This window comes from Gracilimonas sp. B-17 (assembly GCF_056857935.1).
Window position 1 is genome coordinate 163,364 of the sequence record NZ_JBSXOA010000009.1, and the last position, 17,752, is coordinate 181,115.

General features: G+C 41.6%; 21 protein-coding genes. 10 read left to right on the forward strand and 11 right to left on the reverse strand.

Annotation, left to right across the window (positions count from 1 at the left end):
• Positions 1–93: 93 nt before the first annotated feature.
• Together arsS and AC13FX_RS02370 are read right to left on the reverse strand one after the other, a co-directional pair.
• Entirely contained in the window at positions 94–1,140 is a 1,047-nt protein-coding gene (gene arsS / locus AC13FX_RS02365; RefSeq protein ID WP_482878825.1) for an arsenosugar biosynthesis radical SAM (seleno)protein ArsS, read from the reverse strand.
• Positions 1,141–1,183: 43 nt separating this feature from the next.
• Complete coding sequence (locus tag AC13FX_RS02370) at positions 1,184–1,519, reverse strand: arsenosugar biosynthesis-associated peroxidase-like protein (protein WP_482878826.1); 336 nt, start codon at positions 1,517–1,519, stop codon at positions 1,184–1,186.
• Positions 1,520–1,696: 177 nt separating this feature from the next.
• On the opposite strand from AC13FX_RS02370, the gene AC13FX_RS02375 reads away from it, so the two are divergent.
• Positions 1,697–2,176, forward strand: a complete 480-nt coding sequence (locus AC13FX_RS02375) for a hypothetical protein (RefSeq protein ID WP_482878827.1) — start codon at positions 1,697–1,699, stop codon at positions 2,174–2,176.
• Here the strand turns inward: AC13FX_RS02375 and AC13FX_RS02380 are convergent.
• The 9 genes from AC13FX_RS02380 to AC13FX_RS02420 form a co-directional block, all read right to left on the reverse strand.
• A complete protein-coding gene (locus tag AC13FX_RS02380; RefSeq protein WP_482878829.1) occupies positions 2,167–2,991 on the reverse strand; it encodes an MBL fold metallo-hydrolase in 825 nt (274 codons plus the stop codon). The genes AC13FX_RS02375 and AC13FX_RS02380 overlap by 10 nt on opposite strands.
• A 178-nt stretch (positions 2,992–3,169) precedes the next feature.
• Positions 3,170–5,179 carry a DUF349 domain-containing protein gene (locus AC13FX_RS02385; protein ID WP_482878830.1) on the reverse strand — a complete coding sequence of 670 codons (2,010 nt, stop codon included), beginning with the start codon at positions 5,177–5,179 and terminating at the stop codon, positions 3,170–3,172.
• 222 nt (positions 5,180–5,401) lie between these two features.
• Positions 5,402–6,220 carry a mechanosensitive ion channel family protein gene (locus tag AC13FX_RS02390; RefSeq protein WP_482878831.1) on the reverse strand — a complete coding sequence of 273 codons (819 nt, stop codon included), beginning with the start codon at positions 6,218–6,220 and terminating at the stop codon, positions 5,402–5,404.
• A gap of 118 nt (positions 6,221–6,338) precedes the next feature.
• Positions 6,339–6,524 (reverse strand): CsbD family protein, encoded by a 186-nt coding sequence (locus AC13FX_RS02395; RefSeq protein ID WP_482878832.1) that lies wholly within the window; start codon positions 6,522–6,524, stop codon positions 6,339–6,341.
• Between the two features lie 83 nt (positions 6,525–6,607).
• On the reverse strand, positions 6,608–7,111 hold the full coding sequence (locus AC13FX_RS02400; RefSeq protein ID WP_482878833.1) for a Dps family protein: 504 nt from the start codon (positions 7,109–7,111) through the stop codon (positions 6,608–6,610).
• Between the two features lie 172 nt (positions 7,112–7,283).
• Positions 7,284–7,634: a hypothetical protein gene (locus AC13FX_RS02405; protein WP_482878835.1), complete on the reverse strand. Its 351-nt coding sequence runs from the start codon at positions 7,632–7,634 to the stop codon at positions 7,284–7,286.
• Between the two features lie 159 nt (positions 7,635–7,793).
• Positions 7,794–8,300 carry a SixA phosphatase family protein gene (locus AC13FX_RS02410; RefSeq protein ID WP_482878836.1) on the reverse strand — a complete coding sequence of 169 codons (507 nt, stop codon included), beginning with the start codon at positions 8,298–8,300 and terminating at the stop codon, positions 7,794–7,796.
• A 9-nt stretch (positions 8,301–8,309) separates the two neighbouring features.
• Positions 8,310–9,218, reverse strand: coding sequence for a YihY/virulence factor BrkB family protein (locus tag AC13FX_RS02415; protein WP_482878837.1), 909 nt, complete (start codon positions 9,216–9,218; stop codon positions 8,310–8,312).
• Positions 9,211–10,524, reverse strand: a complete 1,314-nt coding sequence (locus tag AC13FX_RS02420; protein ID WP_482878839.1) for an MATE family efflux transporter — start codon at positions 10,522–10,524, stop codon at positions 9,211–9,213. The genes AC13FX_RS02415 and AC13FX_RS02420 overlap by 8 nt, the downstream gene beginning before the upstream one ends.
• Before the next feature lie 175 nt (positions 10,525–10,699).
• Between AC13FX_RS02420 and AC13FX_RS02425 the strand changes: the two genes are divergently transcribed.
• From AC13FX_RS02425 to polX, 9 genes are all read left to right on the forward strand, one after another.
• Positions 10,700–11,173 carry a hypothetical protein gene (locus tag AC13FX_RS02425; protein WP_482878840.1) on the forward strand — a complete coding sequence of 158 codons (474 nt, stop codon included), beginning with the start codon at positions 10,700–10,702 and terminating at the stop codon, positions 11,171–11,173.
• The gene (locus AC13FX_RS02430; protein WP_482878841.1) at positions 11,173–12,033 is read left to right on the forward strand and encodes a hypothetical protein; all 861 of its coding nucleotides are present in this window, start codon (positions 11,173–11,175) and stop codon (positions 12,031–12,033) included. Before AC13FX_RS02425 ends, AC13FX_RS02430 begins: the two co-directional genes overlap by 1 nt.
• Positions 12,034–12,122: 89 nt before the next feature.
• Positions 12,123–12,677: a 16S rRNA (guanine(966)-N(2))-methyltransferase RsmD gene (gene rsmD, locus AC13FX_RS02435; RefSeq protein WP_482878843.1), complete on the forward strand. Its 555-nt coding sequence runs from the start codon at positions 12,123–12,125 to the stop codon at positions 12,675–12,677.
• A 10-nt stretch (positions 12,678–12,687) separates the two neighbouring features.
• A complete protein-coding gene (gene coaD, locus AC13FX_RS02440) occupies positions 12,688–13,188 on the forward strand; it encodes a pantetheine-phosphate adenylyltransferase (RefSeq protein ID WP_482878844.1) in 501 nt (166 codons plus the stop codon).
• A 118-nt stretch (positions 13,189–13,306) separates the two neighbouring features.
• Positions 13,307–14,500, forward strand: a complete 1,194-nt coding sequence (locus tag AC13FX_RS02445; protein ID WP_482878845.1) for a pyridoxal phosphate-dependent aminotransferase — start codon at positions 13,307–13,309, stop codon at positions 14,498–14,500.
• 72 nt (positions 14,501–14,572) lie between these two features.
• A complete protein-coding gene (locus tag AC13FX_RS02450; protein ID WP_482878846.1) occupies positions 14,573–14,860 on the forward strand; it encodes an FmdB family zinc ribbon protein in 288 nt (95 codons plus the stop codon).
• A gap of 75 nt (positions 14,861–14,935) precedes the next feature.
• The gene (locus tag AC13FX_RS02455; protein WP_482878848.1) at positions 14,936–15,508 is read left to right on the forward strand and encodes a GbsR/MarR family transcriptional regulator; all 573 of its coding nucleotides are present in this window, start codon (positions 14,936–14,938) and stop codon (positions 15,506–15,508) included.
• Positions 15,501–15,866, forward strand: coding sequence for a YraN family protein (locus tag AC13FX_RS02460; protein ID WP_482878849.1), 366 nt, complete (start codon positions 15,501–15,503; stop codon positions 15,864–15,866). The genes AC13FX_RS02455 and AC13FX_RS02460 overlap by 8 nt, the downstream gene beginning before the upstream one ends.
• Before the next feature lie 123 nt (positions 15,867–15,989).
• The gene (gene polX / locus AC13FX_RS02465; protein ID WP_482878850.1) at positions 15,990–17,750 is read left to right on the forward strand and encodes a DNA polymerase/3'-5' exonuclease PolX; all 1,761 of its coding nucleotides are present in this window, start codon (positions 15,990–15,992) and stop codon (positions 17,748–17,750) included.
• Positions 17,751–17,752 lie beyond the last annotated feature (2 nt).

The following is a 17,752-nucleotide window of genomic DNA, read 5'->3' on the forward strand; positions in this document are numbered from 1 at the left end:
ATTTGTAATACCTAGGGCGTATGCGATACGCCCTTACTGCTACTTGTCTATCTACACTTCAAAATTCGATGTTCAATGTTCCTTGTTGAATGTTCAAGCGGTTGCCCCGCCACAACTGCTGCCGGCCCCGGCTGTACAACCAAAACAGTGTTGATTCACTCTGATCTCCCTGTTGTTGAGTGATGCAAGATCGAAATCTTTGATGTGCTGAGCACTGTCTTGATGAGTTTCCATTTCCAGCATTTGGTTGAAATCACAGTCATATAACTTTCCATCCCAACCGATCGATATGGTATTACGGCACATCACTCCCTCGGCGGCCGACGGATTAAATGACTCCACCAGTTTTTCCATATAATCTTCAAGATTACCTGACATCAGTAAGAAATTCAGAAATCGGCTGATCGGTAAATTGGTTATGGTAAAGAGATCATTGAACTCAATATCATGTGTCCGCTTCAGTTCTTTTTTAAATTCCTGTTTGATCTCTTCCTGATCTCCGGGCAAAAAAGCTCCAACTGGATTGTATACCAGGTTCAATTTTAAACCTGATCCCTCTTTACCATAACCGATATCATTCAGTCTTTTCAATGCAACAATGGATTTATCATAGGTCCCCTTCCCTCGCTGTCTGTCTGTCCTAGATTTACTGTAAAAGGGAAGTGAACAGGTCACCTCAACCTTATGCTTTTTGAAAAACGCGGGCAGGTCGCTGAATTTATTTGTGGTTAGGATGGTAAGGTTAGATCGAACAATGATATGTTTTCCAAGCTTGGAAGCCTTCTCAACAAACCATCTGAAATGTGGGTTCATTTCCGGAGCACCGCCCGTCAGATCCACTGTATCTATATTTGACTCTTGCAATGCATTCAGGCAATATTCAAAAGTTTCCCTGCTCATGATCTCCTCCCGATCCGGTCCTGCATCTACATGGCAATGCTTACAGGTCATATTACACATATAACCTACATTCATTTGAAAGATCTCGATCCCTGTAGGTTTAAGGGGGAATAATCCTATACTGTCCAATGTATTTTCAAACCTGGAAAGTGATCTTATCATTGAATTATGGTTGTTAATGATATCAAGCTGCACTTCAGGCTTTGAAAGCTCGTGCGTTTCTGCTTTAAGAGTCTTCATAATGTATTGAGTGTTAGTAATTTAATAAGGCGATGAGATGAAACTACATTGATAGATCCTTCACCTTATTCATCATCTGAACGCCATGTACCAACGACGAACCGCCCCGAATGGCTGCAGAAACATGTACCGCCTCCATCATCTGCTCCTCACTGGCTCCGTTTTCCAGACTTTCTGTGGTGTAAGCGTCAATACAGTATGGGCATTGAACGGTATGGGAAACTGCCAAGGCTATCAATGCTTTTTCCCGTTTTGTTAATGCACCTTCCTCAAATACTTCTCCATAGTACTCAAAAAATTTATTGCCTAATTTTTCCTGGAAATCAGTGATATCACCAAATTTCTTAAGATCTTCTTTTATATAATAGGATTTATCCATGCGAAACAGCTTTGATTTATAATATTTATTTGACGTAATCTTTAACCCGATTCTTACCAATTTCATTTAGACTTGAACCTAAGCATCGGCATAAGAACTAATTATTTTACTTAAATATGAAACCATTCACCGTATTTTTCCTTTAAGTACATATAAACACTAATAAAAAATCTTCCAATGAAACTAACAAAACTACTTACACTACTAATTGTCACATCCGGCTTCGTACTGCTTTCCAACCCGAGGGCCCATGCACAGGTTAATGGAAATGGTGGCAACCTTGGTATTGGAGCCATGCTTGGTGAGCCAACGGGTATATCTGTTAAAGTATGGAATAACTCACGGAATGCCTTTGATGCCGGAGTGGCCTGGTCTTTCGGCGACAATGATGCGCTACACCTGCACGGAGATTATCTGATGCATAAATGGTTCAGCGATATCGATCAGGGAGCTCTTGCTTTTTATTATGGTATTGGGGGAAGACTAGCACTAAGCGATCCCGATGCAGAAATAGGGATCAGGATACCTTTTGGCTTAAATTACATTATACCAGATTCACAGATCGACTTGTTTATTGAAGCTGTTCCAATTCTGAATCTTGCTCCTGATACCGACTTTGACGGCAATGGTGCCGTAGGTATCCGCTATTACTTCTGAGTTAGATCAAAAAATGGGCAGGTCGGTTCAATTGAGATGGCCTGTCCTTCTTTTGCCAAACTGATGTATTTGAATTTTGAAGCATGCTCTTTTTGGATCTTCTTATCCACACTATCCAAGACATCATCATCCTTATCAGGGTCGTGATGTATAAGGCATAACCGTTTTACTTTAGCTTTTTCAGCAAGCTTTATTACCTCTTCCCAGGCTGAATGCCCCCATCCCTTACGTCCCAGATATTCATCACTGCTATATTGGGAATCATGCATTAAAATATCTGCATCCTTAACAAACTCTACAAATTCCTCTCTGAAGTCATGAACATCCTTACTGTTACCTATCATGATCTCATTATCCGGAGCATACACAATTGTAATTTCACCGGCTGTTAATTTATAAATCGCTGTTGGCACAGTATGAACCGCCCACATATACTCTACCTGGTAGGCTCCGAAATCTATAGGGTCCGGATCAGTTGTCACACAATTAATGTCTGCTTCCAGCATATCCATTGACACAGGGAAGAATGTCTTGGACATGTGGCCCTGTAAGATCTCCTGACAACCCATATCACCGTTTGGAGGCATATATATCCGGAAACTGTTTTCAGAATCATAAAAAGGCTTAAAGAATGGAAATCCTTGCAAATGATCCCAATGTGGATGTGTTATAAATACGCGCCCTTTGTGGCCGGCTCCATTACTGTGTAACTCATTACCCAGGTTTCTAAAACCGGTACCACTATCAAAGACCACTAATGCGTCCTCGCCGGGTATCTCAACCTGAACACAGGACGTATTTCCACCATATCGCATATTTTCTGCGTTAGCGCATGGTGTAGAGCCTCTGACTCCCCAGAATTTTATTTGTATGGGATTTGAGTTCAAATGATTGTGATGATATTTCAGCCAGAATGTCCTTCCGGGATGATAAAATGTTGTATGACAAAGATATCGCCAAATCTACTACTTGGCTATTATAATAAAGTAATATTTACTCCTCTTCGTCATTAGTCTCATCATCACTGCCTGAAGACCGTTTCAATTGGTCGATCTCTTTTTTCAGCTCTGCAATGCGGTCTTGTTTATTCTCAATGGTCTGATCTGCCTTATCAATTTTTTCCTGAAGCTCATCTAAAAGGGCGTTCCCTCTGTTAGTCGGCTTAAAATAGGTCTTTGCTTCCTGAAATTGGATCATTTCACTTTCTAACCTGGAAACCTCTTTCTTAAGTTTGTCCCTTTCTTTCTGAAATTTGATGATATCTTTTCTGGTATCCGGATCAATTCCCTGGTTGGCAAGTTTTTTCTCCATCCCAAGATCAGATCCAAGTGCCCGATATCGGTCATATATTACATCACAGGCTTCTCGGTATTGTTTCCAGATCTTATTTTTCATTTTGATCGGTACATACCCAATATCCTTGAATTCCTGTTGCAGCTCTTTTGCTTCCTGAACTGCCAGCGCGGGGTCTTCATGTTCACCAAGTTCCCTTAGCTTTTCCAGGATCTCTTCTTTTTTAGCAAGGTTTTCCTTCTGATCTTTTCTTTGCCCCTTGAATGCTTCACGGCGCCGGTCATAAAACTCATCCATGGCCCCCTTGAACTGTTTCCAGATCTTAGATGACTTCTTTCGCGGAACAGGGCCGATCTTTTTCCATTGCCCCATAAGACTTTGCATGGTCTGATGACCCTTGTCAAAATCGTCAGTTTCTTTAACTTCGTTAGCCTTGTCGATCAGTTTGAACTTCTTCTCGAGATTTTCTTCTTCTTGTTCCCTTAATAGATCAAGATTATCAGATTTCACCTCGTTGAACTTATCTGTGGCTGCTTTGAACTTATCCCACATTTCGTTCTCATCTTTCTGCGGAAGATTACCGGCCTTTTTCCAGGCTTTATGAAGCTTATTAACTTTTCGTGCTGCCTTGGCGATATTTTCCTGATCGACCAGTGCCTCAGCCTCCTTTACCAGTTTCTTTTTCTTTTCAAGGGCCTTTTCGATCACCTCTCGATATTTCTTATCAACCTTGAAACGGATCTCATTGAATGTATCCTGTACTTTATTGAAGCGATCCCACAAAGGCTGATTCTTTTCTGAAGGAACCCTACCTACCTTTCTCCACTGTGAGATCAGTTTATTGAATTCATCTTCAAGCTCATCAAAATCAGGACTTTCATCTTCCAGCTTTTTGACCAAAGCATCCATTTTATCTAATAGGAGAAGCTTTAACTCTAAATTCTCTTCTTCTTTTTGGAGTTTTTTAACAAGTCGATCAACTTTATGGTCCTCGAATTCATTCATCAATTCCTTGAACCGCTCATCGAGAGTCTCTCCTTCGCCCTGCGGAAGAAGTTTAATGGATTCCCACTGACCTTTAATTTTGCCTACTTGCTTGGTAGCCGTCCAGTTTTCCTCATTTATGATCTCAGAAAGTGACTTCAGCAGTTCTTTTTTCCTGGCCAGATTCGCTTCTTTCTTGCGATTCAGTTCTTCATAATGGGCTTTCTTCTTTTCCTCAAACTTCTCCCGGATTTCCTCAAATTCACTTATCAGTGACTGAACCTTCTCATTGGTTGATTCCGGCCCCTCAGTGATATTTTGAGCAAGATTGGCTAATTCTGTTGTTACAAAAGGCCAGTCAGTTTGTTGAACAAGTTCTTTTGCCCTGTCTACGATATCTGAATAGAACTCCTCGGCTGATTCCTCATCGTCTTCAACAGACTCACCTTCACTGGGATCTTCATCTGCTACATCCTCAGTTTCAGCTTCAGGCTCATTAGTTTCTTCAGATGTGCCAGAGTCATCCGCTTCTTCCGGCAGATCCTCTTTACCCTCAACAACTTCTTCTAAATCTCCTGACTCAGGCTCACTATCCGTCTCTTTGCCGGAACCTGACTGATCTTCCTCAGTTTCTGCACTTTCAGTGTTTTCAACCTGCTCTATTTCATCAGCAGTTTTTTCTTCTTTCTTCTCAGAATCGATATTGTTTTGCTCCAGGTTCTCCACAGTAACCTTCCTTTCCTCGTAGTTCTTTTTGATTTACGGCTCTAAGCCTGCTATTTATTTTAGTGAAGATAATATATCTGTCTATTCTTTGGCAATTGAAAGGGAAATCTAACCAAATTTGTTACAGACAGGTCAGATCTCTATTCCCTAAACTCGATCAATAAAAAAAGGTGCATTCTCATGCACCTTTTAATGTGGTTGATCTAATTGCAGGTTATAAAATCATTTCTCCTGAAACATGTGAACATCTCTTTGTGGATATGGCATTTCAATATCTGCTTTATCCAGCTCCTCTTTTATCTTTTCCATGTTATCCCAGAAGAAACCCCAATATTCGCTCGATTGGGTCCAGGCTCGTGCAGACAGATCCAGTGAGCTATCACCGAGATTGGTCAACACGACTATGGGCTCCGGCTCTTTTAAAGTCCTTTCGTCACTATTAAGCACATTAAGAATTACCTCTCGAGCCTGCTTTATATCATCATCATAGCTTATCCCGATCGAAAAATCAGCTCTTCTTGTATCTTTAGCTGAATAATTTTTGACCGGGGAATTTGCCAGCTGTCCGTTTGGTATAACGATACTTTGATTGTTTGGCGTATTCAAAATAGTATGCAGAATGTCGATTCTTTCTACTGTACCCGACTCGCTTCCTCTTTCGATAAAATCTCCAACCTTAAATGGTTTAAAGAACAGGATCAAAACTCCTCCTGCGAAGTTTGCAAGGCTTCCCTGTAACGCCAAACCTACAGCTAAACCGGCAGCACCTAATACAGCAATGAATGAGGTCATTTCTATACCCAGCATTCCAAGAGCCGTGATGTAGACCATTACTTTCAATAAAATGGACACCAGGCTTTTAAGAAAAGATTTCAGAGCTGTATCAACACTGCTCTTTTCAAGTCCTTTTCCTACTCCTCTAACTATTAGCTTAACGATCCAAAGTCCAATAACCAGCGTTGCTATTGCTGCTAAAAGTTTTGGGCCATACGTGGTCACAATGCTGATGAGATCATCAGGTGAGATATTGAAGTTTTCCATTGGCTATATACCCTTTTTGTTTATTTGATGATTAAAAATAATATGAACAAAATATTTAACTATTTCTCATAGAAAAAGGGAGGGGTTAACCTCCCTTAATTTTTAAAAAGTGTCTTACTTAAAGTTCAGCAAGCTCTTTCTTTATTTCATCTTTTGTTTTACCCAGTTTCTTTTGAAGCCGACCAATAAGTTCGTCTTCCTTTCCTTCTGTGAAAGACAGGTCATCATCGGTCAGTTCTGAGAATTTTTGCTTCAGTTTACCTTTTATTTCGTTCCAGTTACCCTTAATTGTTAGATCATTCATTTTTATCTCTCTGTGGTTTATGAACTTTTCTTTGCTGATTCGAAATTACATTTGCGATTCAGAAAGATCTGATTAATGTATTTTTAGTTTTCCAAATGGCTTCTCAGCATCCATGCTGTTTTGGAATGCACTGTAAGTCGTTCTGTTAAAAGATCAATGGTTGCTTCGTCTTCAGCAGCATTTGCCGGTTTTAAGGCCTCTCGTGCTGTTCGTATCACCTGTTCATTTGCAGTTGTCAGGCGCCGTACCATTTCCAGTGCTTTCGGTCGATCCGTATCCTCTTCAATTGAAGCCAGCTCGTTAAACTCTTTGAACGTACCCGGTGCCCTGAAACCAAGAGCCCTGATCCGCTCTGCGATCTCATCGATGGCTTCAGCAAGCTCACTATACTGCTCTTCAAATTGTTCATGTAGCTGATGGAATAACTCCCCTGTTACATTCCAGTGATAGTTATGGGTCTTTAGGTATAACAGGTATGAATCAGCCAAGACCTTGGATAAACCTTCAGCGATCTTCTCTCTATGCTCTTCTGAAATTCCAATATTTACTTTCATTGGTTCTACTCCGTTTAATGTATCAATACTCATGATTTACTTTTTTCTGAATATTCATCTATTAAAACACTCCGTAGCACAAATAATTCCAATGGTTAAGTGCTTATTTAAAAGGATTTACAATAAACCTTATCGAGAGTCTCGATCAAAAAAAAGCCCCGTGTTTGTTAAACCACGGGGCTCGAAATATATTAGGAAGGGTCTGCTATTCCTCAACTCCGTAAACCTCTTTAAGAATACCTTTGGCATTGGCATCCCCATCCTGCATTACACGATGCTGTAAATTGGTGATGATCTCCTGCTCAGCCTTTTCATAAGCCAGTTCCTTGGCACTTTTCTCTGTATTGGTTCGGATCAGCTCATAGATATCATCGGCGCGAACCACACTGTAGATCTTGTCATCATTAAATGCATGGGATCTCAGATCTTCAAACTCTTTGAATACCCGTGGAAAATCTTCACTGTCTTCAGCCCGTGTGACCACCTCAACATGTTCAGGTCCTTCCGCACTTAAAGGGGTTTTGCAGAGATAAAAAAAGTTTTGTTGGTATTGCATCTGCTATGTATTTGTAGATTGAATTTTTTTGCTGCGTCAATATAACAAATAGTGTGTTAAATGTGCCATTTTAGGTGACAGGTTTTATTGGTGAGGTGTTAGGTATTAGGCGATAGGTGTTAGAGGCAAGCCTAAAACCTAACACCTAAAAACTTGCACCTATGTTCTTAAAATTTTCGGGATCATCATCCACTTGATCTGACAGGTGCCCGGTGCCACTTCCTCCCAGGTGTCAGCAAAACATTCAAGGCAAACCAAGGCTGCTGTTGGCATTCGAACTGCGATCTTGTGTTCGGAACCTGCAAGCAATCCTGCTGTATTCTCCATGATCGGATTATGACCTACCACCATAACCCTTTCATGATCATCTGAAGCCGCCTGGATCTGCTCGATGTAATCTTTCATTGAGCCATAGTACAGATCTTCATTCCATTGAATGTTATCCACCTCAATTCCGGCAGCATCTGAAAAAAGTTTGGTCGTTTGCTCAGCTCTTTTAGCCGGAGAACTGTAAATAACAGCCGGACTATATCCTGCTTTGTTGACAAACTGACCCATTAAGGGAGCGTCATTTAACCCACGTTCAGCTAACGGCCGGTCAAAATCATTCAACCCGGGATCATCCCAACTTGACTTAGCGTGTCTTAATAACAAGATCTGTTTCATTTCTACCCTTTAATCTTCAGTTTCGATTTCTACAATTTTTACTTTCCGGGCATACTTTCCCGTTTCAATTTTTCCCTCTGTAAATTTTGCTAAGGTTCCAACCAATTCTATCCCAAAAAAGATGATAATACCCGAATAATAAACCCACAACATCAAAATGATAATTGATGATGAAGCCCCCGTGAGTTGAGTCAAAGAACTGTTTCCAATCACAATTCCCACTAGAAATTTACCCAAGAAAAGTAACAATGCGGTTATCAAACTACCCCAAAGCAGCGCCTTTATTGGCACTTTGACGTCAGGAAGTAAATAAAACATGGCCATTACGGCTAGCATGACCATTAATAGTGAAAATAAACTACCGGCTATTCCGATGAATAAAACCTGATCAGCTAAAGCACCAACGGGTATGATGTTCATTACTGCGGTCATTATGGAATCAAGGACGAGCGAAAAGATCATAGCCGCACCCAATAATAATATCATCCCAAATGCTAACACACGGTCTCGAAACACCTTTACGACAGCAGCTTCAGGATGTGCCTTTACCCTAAATATCTGATTGAAAGAATACTGCAGCTGAATCAGGATACTTGTTGAAGAGACCATCAGGAAGAAAATGCTAATAATTAAGAAAAATCTATTCTCAGTATTTGTCTGGATGGTCTCAGCCAATGCCATGACTCCCCTGGTACTTTCTTCACCCAAATTAGAATTTAGAAATCCTCTCAACTCAGCAAGGGCGCTTTCACTTCCAAAAAAGATTCCGGCAACATAAACTGAAATAACTACAATAGGGGCCAGCGAAAAAAGCGTGTAGAATGCTGTTGAAGCACTATACTGAAAACAATTGTCCTTTATAAAGGAATTGACCGTCACTAAGAGTATTCGTCCAAAATTTTTCAGCTGCTCAACCATTATAGTCTGTTTGCTTTGAAAAGATTCGGCTTGGGGCATACAATGTGAGTATTACCCCTCGCGCCACCATAAATGCTGTCATCGCCATCCACAACGCATGAACACCTGCAAAGGATTCGCTCACGTAATATACCGGGATAAACACCAGTATGGTTGCCACGAGCATTGAATTTCTCATGGCAGCTGTGGCTGTTGCTCCAATATAGACTCCATCCCATATAAAACACACACTGTTAACAACGGGTGCCACTATTAGCCATATAACAACAGCCATGGCCACCTCTATCACATTTTCCTTATCTGTGAACAGAGAAAGTATTTCCGCATCAAATACTGCGTAACTGATGGTTCCTAACAATCCGAGCCCCAATCCCCATAACATATTAGCCTTTACGGCCAGCCTGAGACTGTCCTTATCATTGGCCCCCTTAAATTTACCAACCAGGCTTTCAGCAGCATAAGCAAAACCATCCGTACCATAAGAACTTATATACCACATTTGTAATAAAATAGTATTTGCTGCCAGAACCACATCCCCCATTTCAGCAGATTTTGCTGTAAAGAATGCATAGGAGAAGATCAGGCAAAGTGTACGAATAACAATATCACTGTTAACTGAAAAGAATTTTTTAAGCTCCGCTGCTTCTATAAGCTCGCCCCACTTTATGTTTAGCCTTGCACCTCCGTATTTCTTCTTATAGAGCAAAATGGCAAGCCCTAATGCCAGAAAACTTGCGATCAAACTACCGGTTGCCACTCCATCAACGGTCATATTGAACCGGAACACAAAAATCAGATTCAAAATGATATTTACAATATTTAAGAAAATGGTCACTATCATGGGATAGGTTGAATTCTGCATTCCGAGAAACCAACCATTCAAACCAAATAATGCAAGGGTAGCCGGAGCTGCAAAGATGCGAATATGGTAGTACAACCTGGTATATTCTTCCACTTCCGGGGAGGCATCCACAATTGCCAGAGATACCTCAATAAGGGGGTATTGGAGTAGGAGGATCATCACACTGCTGACTGCCGCCACTAAAAGAACCCGCATTAAAATGACCCTTGTCTTTCTGTCATTTCCTGCACCATAAGCCTGAGCAACCATTCCGGTGGTCCCCATTCTCAGAAAACCGAAGCCCCAAAAAATAAAATCAAATATGATACTGCCTACTGCAATGGCGCCCAAATAGTAAACGTGCTCAAGCCTCCCTACAACAGCCGTATCTATGGCACCAAGCAGTGGAACCGACAGATTACTTATTATATTGGGAATAGCCAGTCGAAGTATTTGCCGGTTCAATGAAAGGTGTTTTTAATTTTAATGTTAAAAGACTAAAATAAGGCCATTGATAGAATAATAAATTCATATTTTTTGAAAGCTCTGTAAAGTTGCATATCTATGGGTGTGCATGTATTTTCTTTCTCCAAAAATTCTTGGGAATTAAACTTAATTATCTAACTCATTTGCTTTTCACATGAAAATTGAAACGCGTAACACGATCCTGACTATTGTACTTGGAATAATAATTCTTGGGCTTACCTACTGGTTATATGATTCCTTGATCACCCCTTATCAAGAAGTTAAAGAACGGCAGGCGATGACCGAAAAAGTTCGCCAGCGCTTAGTTGACACTAAAGATGCTTTGATTCAGTACGAGTCAGTACATGATACATTTCCACCAACTGAAGGCGGATTAGACAGTCTGGTAAACTTCCTCAAAACTGATTCATTGATGATCGCAATGGGTGATTCTCTGTTTGGATCTACTTTTGATGTCTTCAACCCGGATTCTTTGGTGTATTCACCACGTCCTCCACATCCAAAATTTGAGTATGCGTTGAATGACACCTTGCGTCCTCAGATCTATCTGTTGACAATTCCGGGATCTGATGATGCCATTGGTAGCCTTGAACGTACGACCATGCGTAATGCTCCAAACTGGAATTAATGGGTGACCAACCTGCAAATTTAGGTGTTTGTTTTTTTTCTGATCGATTGTTCTATTCCATCAACGATCCGAATAAAGACAAGCACCTTTTTCGTATCGGTTCATTTGACTTTAATTTCAATGTGATCGATGCCATAACTCGCCAGCAGGACCCAAATTTTTCTCATGTCTTATCCACTTTTGAACAATTCAGGGCCGATTACAATATAAAATCGGTAAGAGCCCTTACGAATCCTGCCCATGAATGCTGGACTGTTTTTCCAAAGGTGGTCTATGACAATGCAGATGAACGTGAAGATCATCTTTCTATTTTAATGAAGGGAGTGGACCGTGAGAATATTGAGCCAACCTGGCATTCACTACACAACAACGAATATAAATTCCTTTCCATACGCAGAAGAAACCTCATGGAAGGTTTTGACAAACTCACCAGGCAGGTAGCTACCACAGATTTCAACAGTGATTTTGAAATGGCTCAGCAATGGTCCAATTTTGCCAAACCGGGAGGGTCCTTTTTAATGATCGGTTGCCATAAGAACGTGATCTCGATCACATCCTACCTGTTGGGTAAATTCAGGGCTGCAACCTACATATCATACGATCAACCTGAAGACCTTCCTTATCATTGGCTACAGTATGCCAAAAACTCAAGCTGGCTAAGGGGATTACATGAGACCATATATCTGTTCGGCACCGATACCCATAATATTGAACACGCGCTCCAGGGGTTCTGGGATGATTCTGCCGAGATCGTGAAGCTCAATTCACTGGACTCCATTGGTGTAAAAGCAGAGGAAGAAACCTATGGCTTTGAACTCACCGCTGCCTTTCCTGCTATTTTGCTTAGTCTCGATTTTTGATTTTGTAATATTTAATGCTCAGTTATAAGTGTTAAATTACGGCTGAATACCATTTACATTTATAATTTTAATTAAATATTCATTCCGCCATGCGGATCATTACAGGAAAATTGAAAGGCCGTCAGTTTACTATCCCAAAAGGACTTGACGTTCGCCCCACAACCGACAGAACCAAAGAAAGCATTTTCAATCTGATCGAATCCAGGGTTTTTATGGAAGGGACGATCATTTTGGATCTGTTTGCAGGGTCAGGAAACCTCGGATTTGAGGCCATTTCAAGAGGAGCAAAACACGTTACTGCAGTAGAGCGCGACTCTCAAAACGTGAAGCAGATCGAAAAGACAGCCAAAGAATTTGGTATAGACAAACAAATGCGGATCGTCTGTTCTGATGTTCAGAAATTTCTGAATGGGATGGCTACGCCACACCATTTTATCTTTTGTGACCCTCCCTACGACTATCCTTTTATGGATGAGATGATAGATCAGATACTCACCAATAACTGGCTAACCGAAGAAGGGTGGTTAATGCTTGAGCATGATAAGTATAAAGACTTTTCAGATCATCCAAACTGTACTTTCTCAAAAGCTTATGGCCGTACAATAGTTAGCATCTTTCAAAAGCATCCGGTAGATTCGAAATAAAAATCAATCCATGAAAACTATCGCCCTATATCCCGGCTCATTCGATCCGATCACCAACGGACATCTAGATATTCTTAAGCGAGCAACTAATCTGTTCGAGAAAGTGATCGTAACGGTTGCAGTAAACAATAAAAAGGATGCTGTATTTAGCGGTGAAGAACGAGTCGAATTGATCAAACAATGTATAAATGGAAAGGAATGGGCTAAGAATGTTACCGTCAATCAATTTACCGGACTTTTAGTAGATCACGCACAAAAGATGAATGCGGATACCCTGGTAAGGGGTGTCAGGCAGATCTCTGATTTTGAATATGAATTTCGAATGGCACTTACCAACAAAAGACTTGCTCCTGAAGTGGATACGGTCTTTCTGATGCCTGATGAAGAATTTACATTCATTTCTGCTTCGATCGTCAAAGAAGTAGCTTATTGGGATGGAGACTTAAGTTCTTTCGTACCAGAGGTGGTTGCGGAAGCACTCAAAAATAAGTTCCGAGCCAGAGAGGGATGAGGCCTTGGAAATAAGGAGTTGTATAGGTAATGAAAACTCTAATTCCTTATTTCACCAAACTCCCCCATCTAGAATTCTAAAATCATTCACCCAAAACACTTTTAATTTGTAGTACCACATGATCTCAAAACGAGCACAACAATTACAGCCTTCTGCAACACTTAAAGTCACGGGCCGAGCCAAGGAATTAAAACGACAGGGTAGATCGATCGTATCACTAAGCGCCGGCGAGCCTGATTTTAAAACCCCAAAACATATTTGTGATGCGGCAATTAAAGCTATCAATGATGGTTTTCACGGGTATACCATGAATCCGGGCACACCGGAATTGCGTGAAGCGATCTGTAATAAGCTGAAAAGAGATAATGGTCTGGATTACGACCCTTCTCAGATCATATGCTCTAACGGAGCTAAGCAATCAGTAGGTTTCAGCATTCTGGCTCTTGTAGACCCTGGCGATGAGGTGATCATACCTGCTCCATACTGGGTATCTTATCCTGAAATGGTCAGATTGGCAGAGGGAACTTCGGTTACCGTCAGAACCTCGTTTGAGAATAATTTTAAACTGACTCCCGATCAGCTTGAAGAAGCGATCACAGATAAAACAAAAGCGTTGATCCTATGCTCACCTTCTAACCCAACCGGTGCTCAGTACACAAAAGATGAGTTGAAAGGTCTGGCAGAGGTCCTAAAGAAACATCCGCAGGTGTATATCATCTCTGATGAGATCTATGAATACATCGTTTTTGAGGGCGAACATGTTAGTATTTTGAATGTAGCGCCAGAATTGAAAGACCGAGTGGTACTTATAAACGGATTTTCAAAAGGTTTTGCCATGACCGGTTGGAGGCTTGGTTACCTCGCTGCCAATAATGAGATCGTGAGTGCTGTTTCAAAGATCCAGAGTCAGGAAACCTCAGCCCCATCCTCTATTTCACAGAAAGCGGGAGAAGCAGCTTACAAAGGAGATCTTGATGAAGTGGTTGCCATGCGCGAACAATTCAGGAAGCGCCGCGATTACCTTGTAGGGGCCTTAAATGATATAGAAGGAGTAAGCTGCTTTACCCCGGGTGGAGCTTTTTATGTATTTCCTGACATCTCTCATTATATCGGTTGCTCTACCCCAAATGGCTCATCGATCGAAAGCTCAACCGACTTATGCCTATACCTGTTGGATGAATTTGGGCTGGCCCTTGTACCCGGTGATGCTTTCGGCGAACCAAATGGTATCAGGTTAAGTTATGCAGCCTCCATGGATGACCTTAAAGAGGCTATAGAGCGTTTGAAAAAAGGTCTGTCCAGTTTGACCTGATACTTTCTGAATGGCACAAAATTTGTAAGTGACATTTAAAATTTACCATAACTCAATTTAACATTTTCCAAAATGCCTACTTACGAATATAAACGAGAAGACGGAACAACCTTTGAGATCCTGCAAAAAATGAGTGAGCCTGCTCTGACAACTTGTCCAACGACAGGCCAAAAAGTAAGACGAATCATTTCAGGAGGAGGCGGTGTCGTTTATAAGGGTGATGGCTGGTATGTCACCGACTATAAAGATGGTGGCCGGAAATCAGCCTCAAAACCTCCGTCTGAAACTTCTGAAAAAGGTAGCACGGAGACTAAAAATGAAGCTCCAAAGGCAGAAAGCAGCAAAGAAACCAAATCGTAACCCATTAATGGTTAATCGTTATTCGTATCTTATTCCCATTGTACGAATAACGATTAACGAATAAACCATTACCTGATGGAACACAGCAAAGCATATCAGGAAGCCCTGGACCAGTTTGTACTTTTATGGGGGGAAATGGCTTCAGCCTGGGGAATCAATAAGACCATGTCTCAGATACACGCCCTATTATATGCTGAATCCCAACCCCTGGATACAGATTCTATTATGGAAACCCTTGATATAAGCCGGGGCAATGCCAATATGAATCTCAGGAGATTACTTGACTGGGAGCTGATCCATAAAACAAGTTACCCGGGTGATCGCAAAGATTACTACTCTGCCGAAACCGATGTCTGGAAGATCGTTTCCACGATTATCCGGGAACGGCAACAACGTGAGATCGCTCCTATTCGGGAGAATTTGGCCAAGTGTGTGGAAACTCTTGAAGCAGGCGGACTGGAAGATCAGGAGAGCAAGGAATTCAAGGTTCGCATAGAAAACTACATGGAGTTCCTTGAAATGTTCGAACGATTCACTGAAGCTCTGCTGCCTTATATCAATAAAAAGAACCTCGGTTTCCTAAAACAACTCGTAAAACTGGTCGAGGTCAAGGAGTCTCTTACCGGAAAGAAAAAGAACGATGACTGATGCATCTCATCGCGAGATCGGCAATGCCGGTGAAGACCTGGCTTGTTCTTTTCTGGAATCAAAGGGATGGAAGATCCTGGACCGTAATTTTTTTTATGACCGGGCGGAAGTCGATATTATCGCCCAGGACGGAGATGTGGTCGTTTTTCTGGAAGTAAAATTAAGGTCAACCACCCGATTTGGACAACCATTTGAGCACGTTACAGAAAGCAAAGTAAAAAAAGTATTTAAGGCTGCAGAGGCCTGGGTCCGGGAAAATGACCTATATGATTCACCAATGCGATTCGATATAATCGGTATCATCAAAAAAAAGAACCAAGCGCCGGAATTTAATCACATTGAGGATGCTTATAGATAGATGTTAGGTTCAAGATACAAGGTGTCAGGTGCAAGAATTTCAATGATGAACTCTTGCACCTTGATCTTAAAACCTTGCACCTCATAACTATTCCATTAAAAATATTGAAGCCCAAAATATAATATGCCCTTTACCAACGACGATATTGCCTCGAAACTCCGTGAAGTTTCACAACTGATGCAGCTTGCCGGTGAAAATCGCTTTAAAGTGATCGCATTTGACCGGGCGGCTCAAACCATTGAAGGTTTGCAGGAGAATATTAATGATCACATACAGGAAAAAACTCTGACAGACATCAAAGGTGTGGGCAAATCTATCGCTGAAGATATCTACGCTCTGGCAGAAACCGGTAAAATGCCCGTATTGGAAGCCTTTAAGCAAAAAGTACCGGAGGGCTTGGTTGAGTGGCTTAACATATCCGGCCTGGGACCAAAGAACGCCTATAAGATCCACAATGAACTCGGTATCAGTACCATTGAGGAATTGAAGGAAAAGCTTGAAGACGGTTCAGTCGCTTCACTTTCAGGTTTGGGTGAAAAGTCAGCAGAGAAGATCATGAAGTCCATAGAATGGATGGAGAAATTCAACGAACGCTGCAGGCTTGACGAGGCCAAAGATATCGCTAGCCCAATATTTGACAGCCTAAAAGAACTTAATGGTGTTAAACAGATCGAAGTGGCCGGTTCTTATCGCAGAGGGCTTGAAACCATTGGTGACATTGATATCCTTATAGCAGCTGAAAAGGAAAATATTGCAAACCTATTTGATGTGTTTACCCGTCATGAGCGTGTTACGGAAGTATTAGGACGGGGCGATACCAAGAGTTCGGTTCGCACAAAAGAAGGCCGACAGGTTGACCTGCGTATCGTTTCCGAAAAAGAGTTTCCTGCGGCTCTTATGTATTTCACCGGAAGTAAGGAGCATAATGTTGTACTGAGACAAAGAGCACGTGAGCGTGGAATGGGGCTAAATGAATATGGCCTCTTTAAACTCAATGACGACGGAGAAACTGATTTTGACTCCCCCATTGAGTTTGGCAGCGAATCAGATATCTATGAAAAACTAGACCTCCATTTTGTACCACCAGAGCTTCGTGAAGATCGAGGTGAGTTTAACATATATGAAAAACAGGAGAGCATAGACCTTATCACCGATGATGATATTCGCGGGGTCATACATGCTCACAGCACATACAGTGACGGCAAGTATTCGATCCGTGAGATGGCTGAAGCCTGTATGGAACGAGGCTATGAATATCTTGGACTTACCGATCACTCCAAAACTGCTGCTTATGCCGGAGGGCTATCCGTAGAGGATATCAAAAGACAATGGGAAGAGATCGATGAGCTGAATCAGGAATTCAAGGATGAAGGCAAGAACTTTGTCATTTTCAAAGGTATAGAATCAGATATTCTGGCTGATGGTTCACTGGATTATGAAGACGAGGTCCTGGACGGGTTTGATTTTGTGATCGCCAGTGTGCACCAATCTTTGAATATGCCCCGAAAGGAAATGATGGAACGCATGCGGAATGCCATCAAAAACCCCTACACCCGAATTCTCGGTCATCCAACCGGTCGCCTGCTGCTGAAACGTAACGGCAGTGACCTGGACCTGAATGAATTGGTTGCTTTGGCCGCTGAACATAATACAGCTATAGAGATCAACGCAAACCCACACCGCCTTGATATTGACTGGAGGTTTGGGAACAAAGCCCGTGAAGTTGGAATGATGACTTCCATCAACCCGGATGCCCATACCATTGAGGGTATTGATGATATTCAGTACGGCGTTCGGATCGCAAGAAAGGGTAAGTACGTCAAAGACCGTGTCTTAAATTCCAAAGAGGCAGATGAAGTTATGAAGTTTTTTAAAGCGAGGTAAAA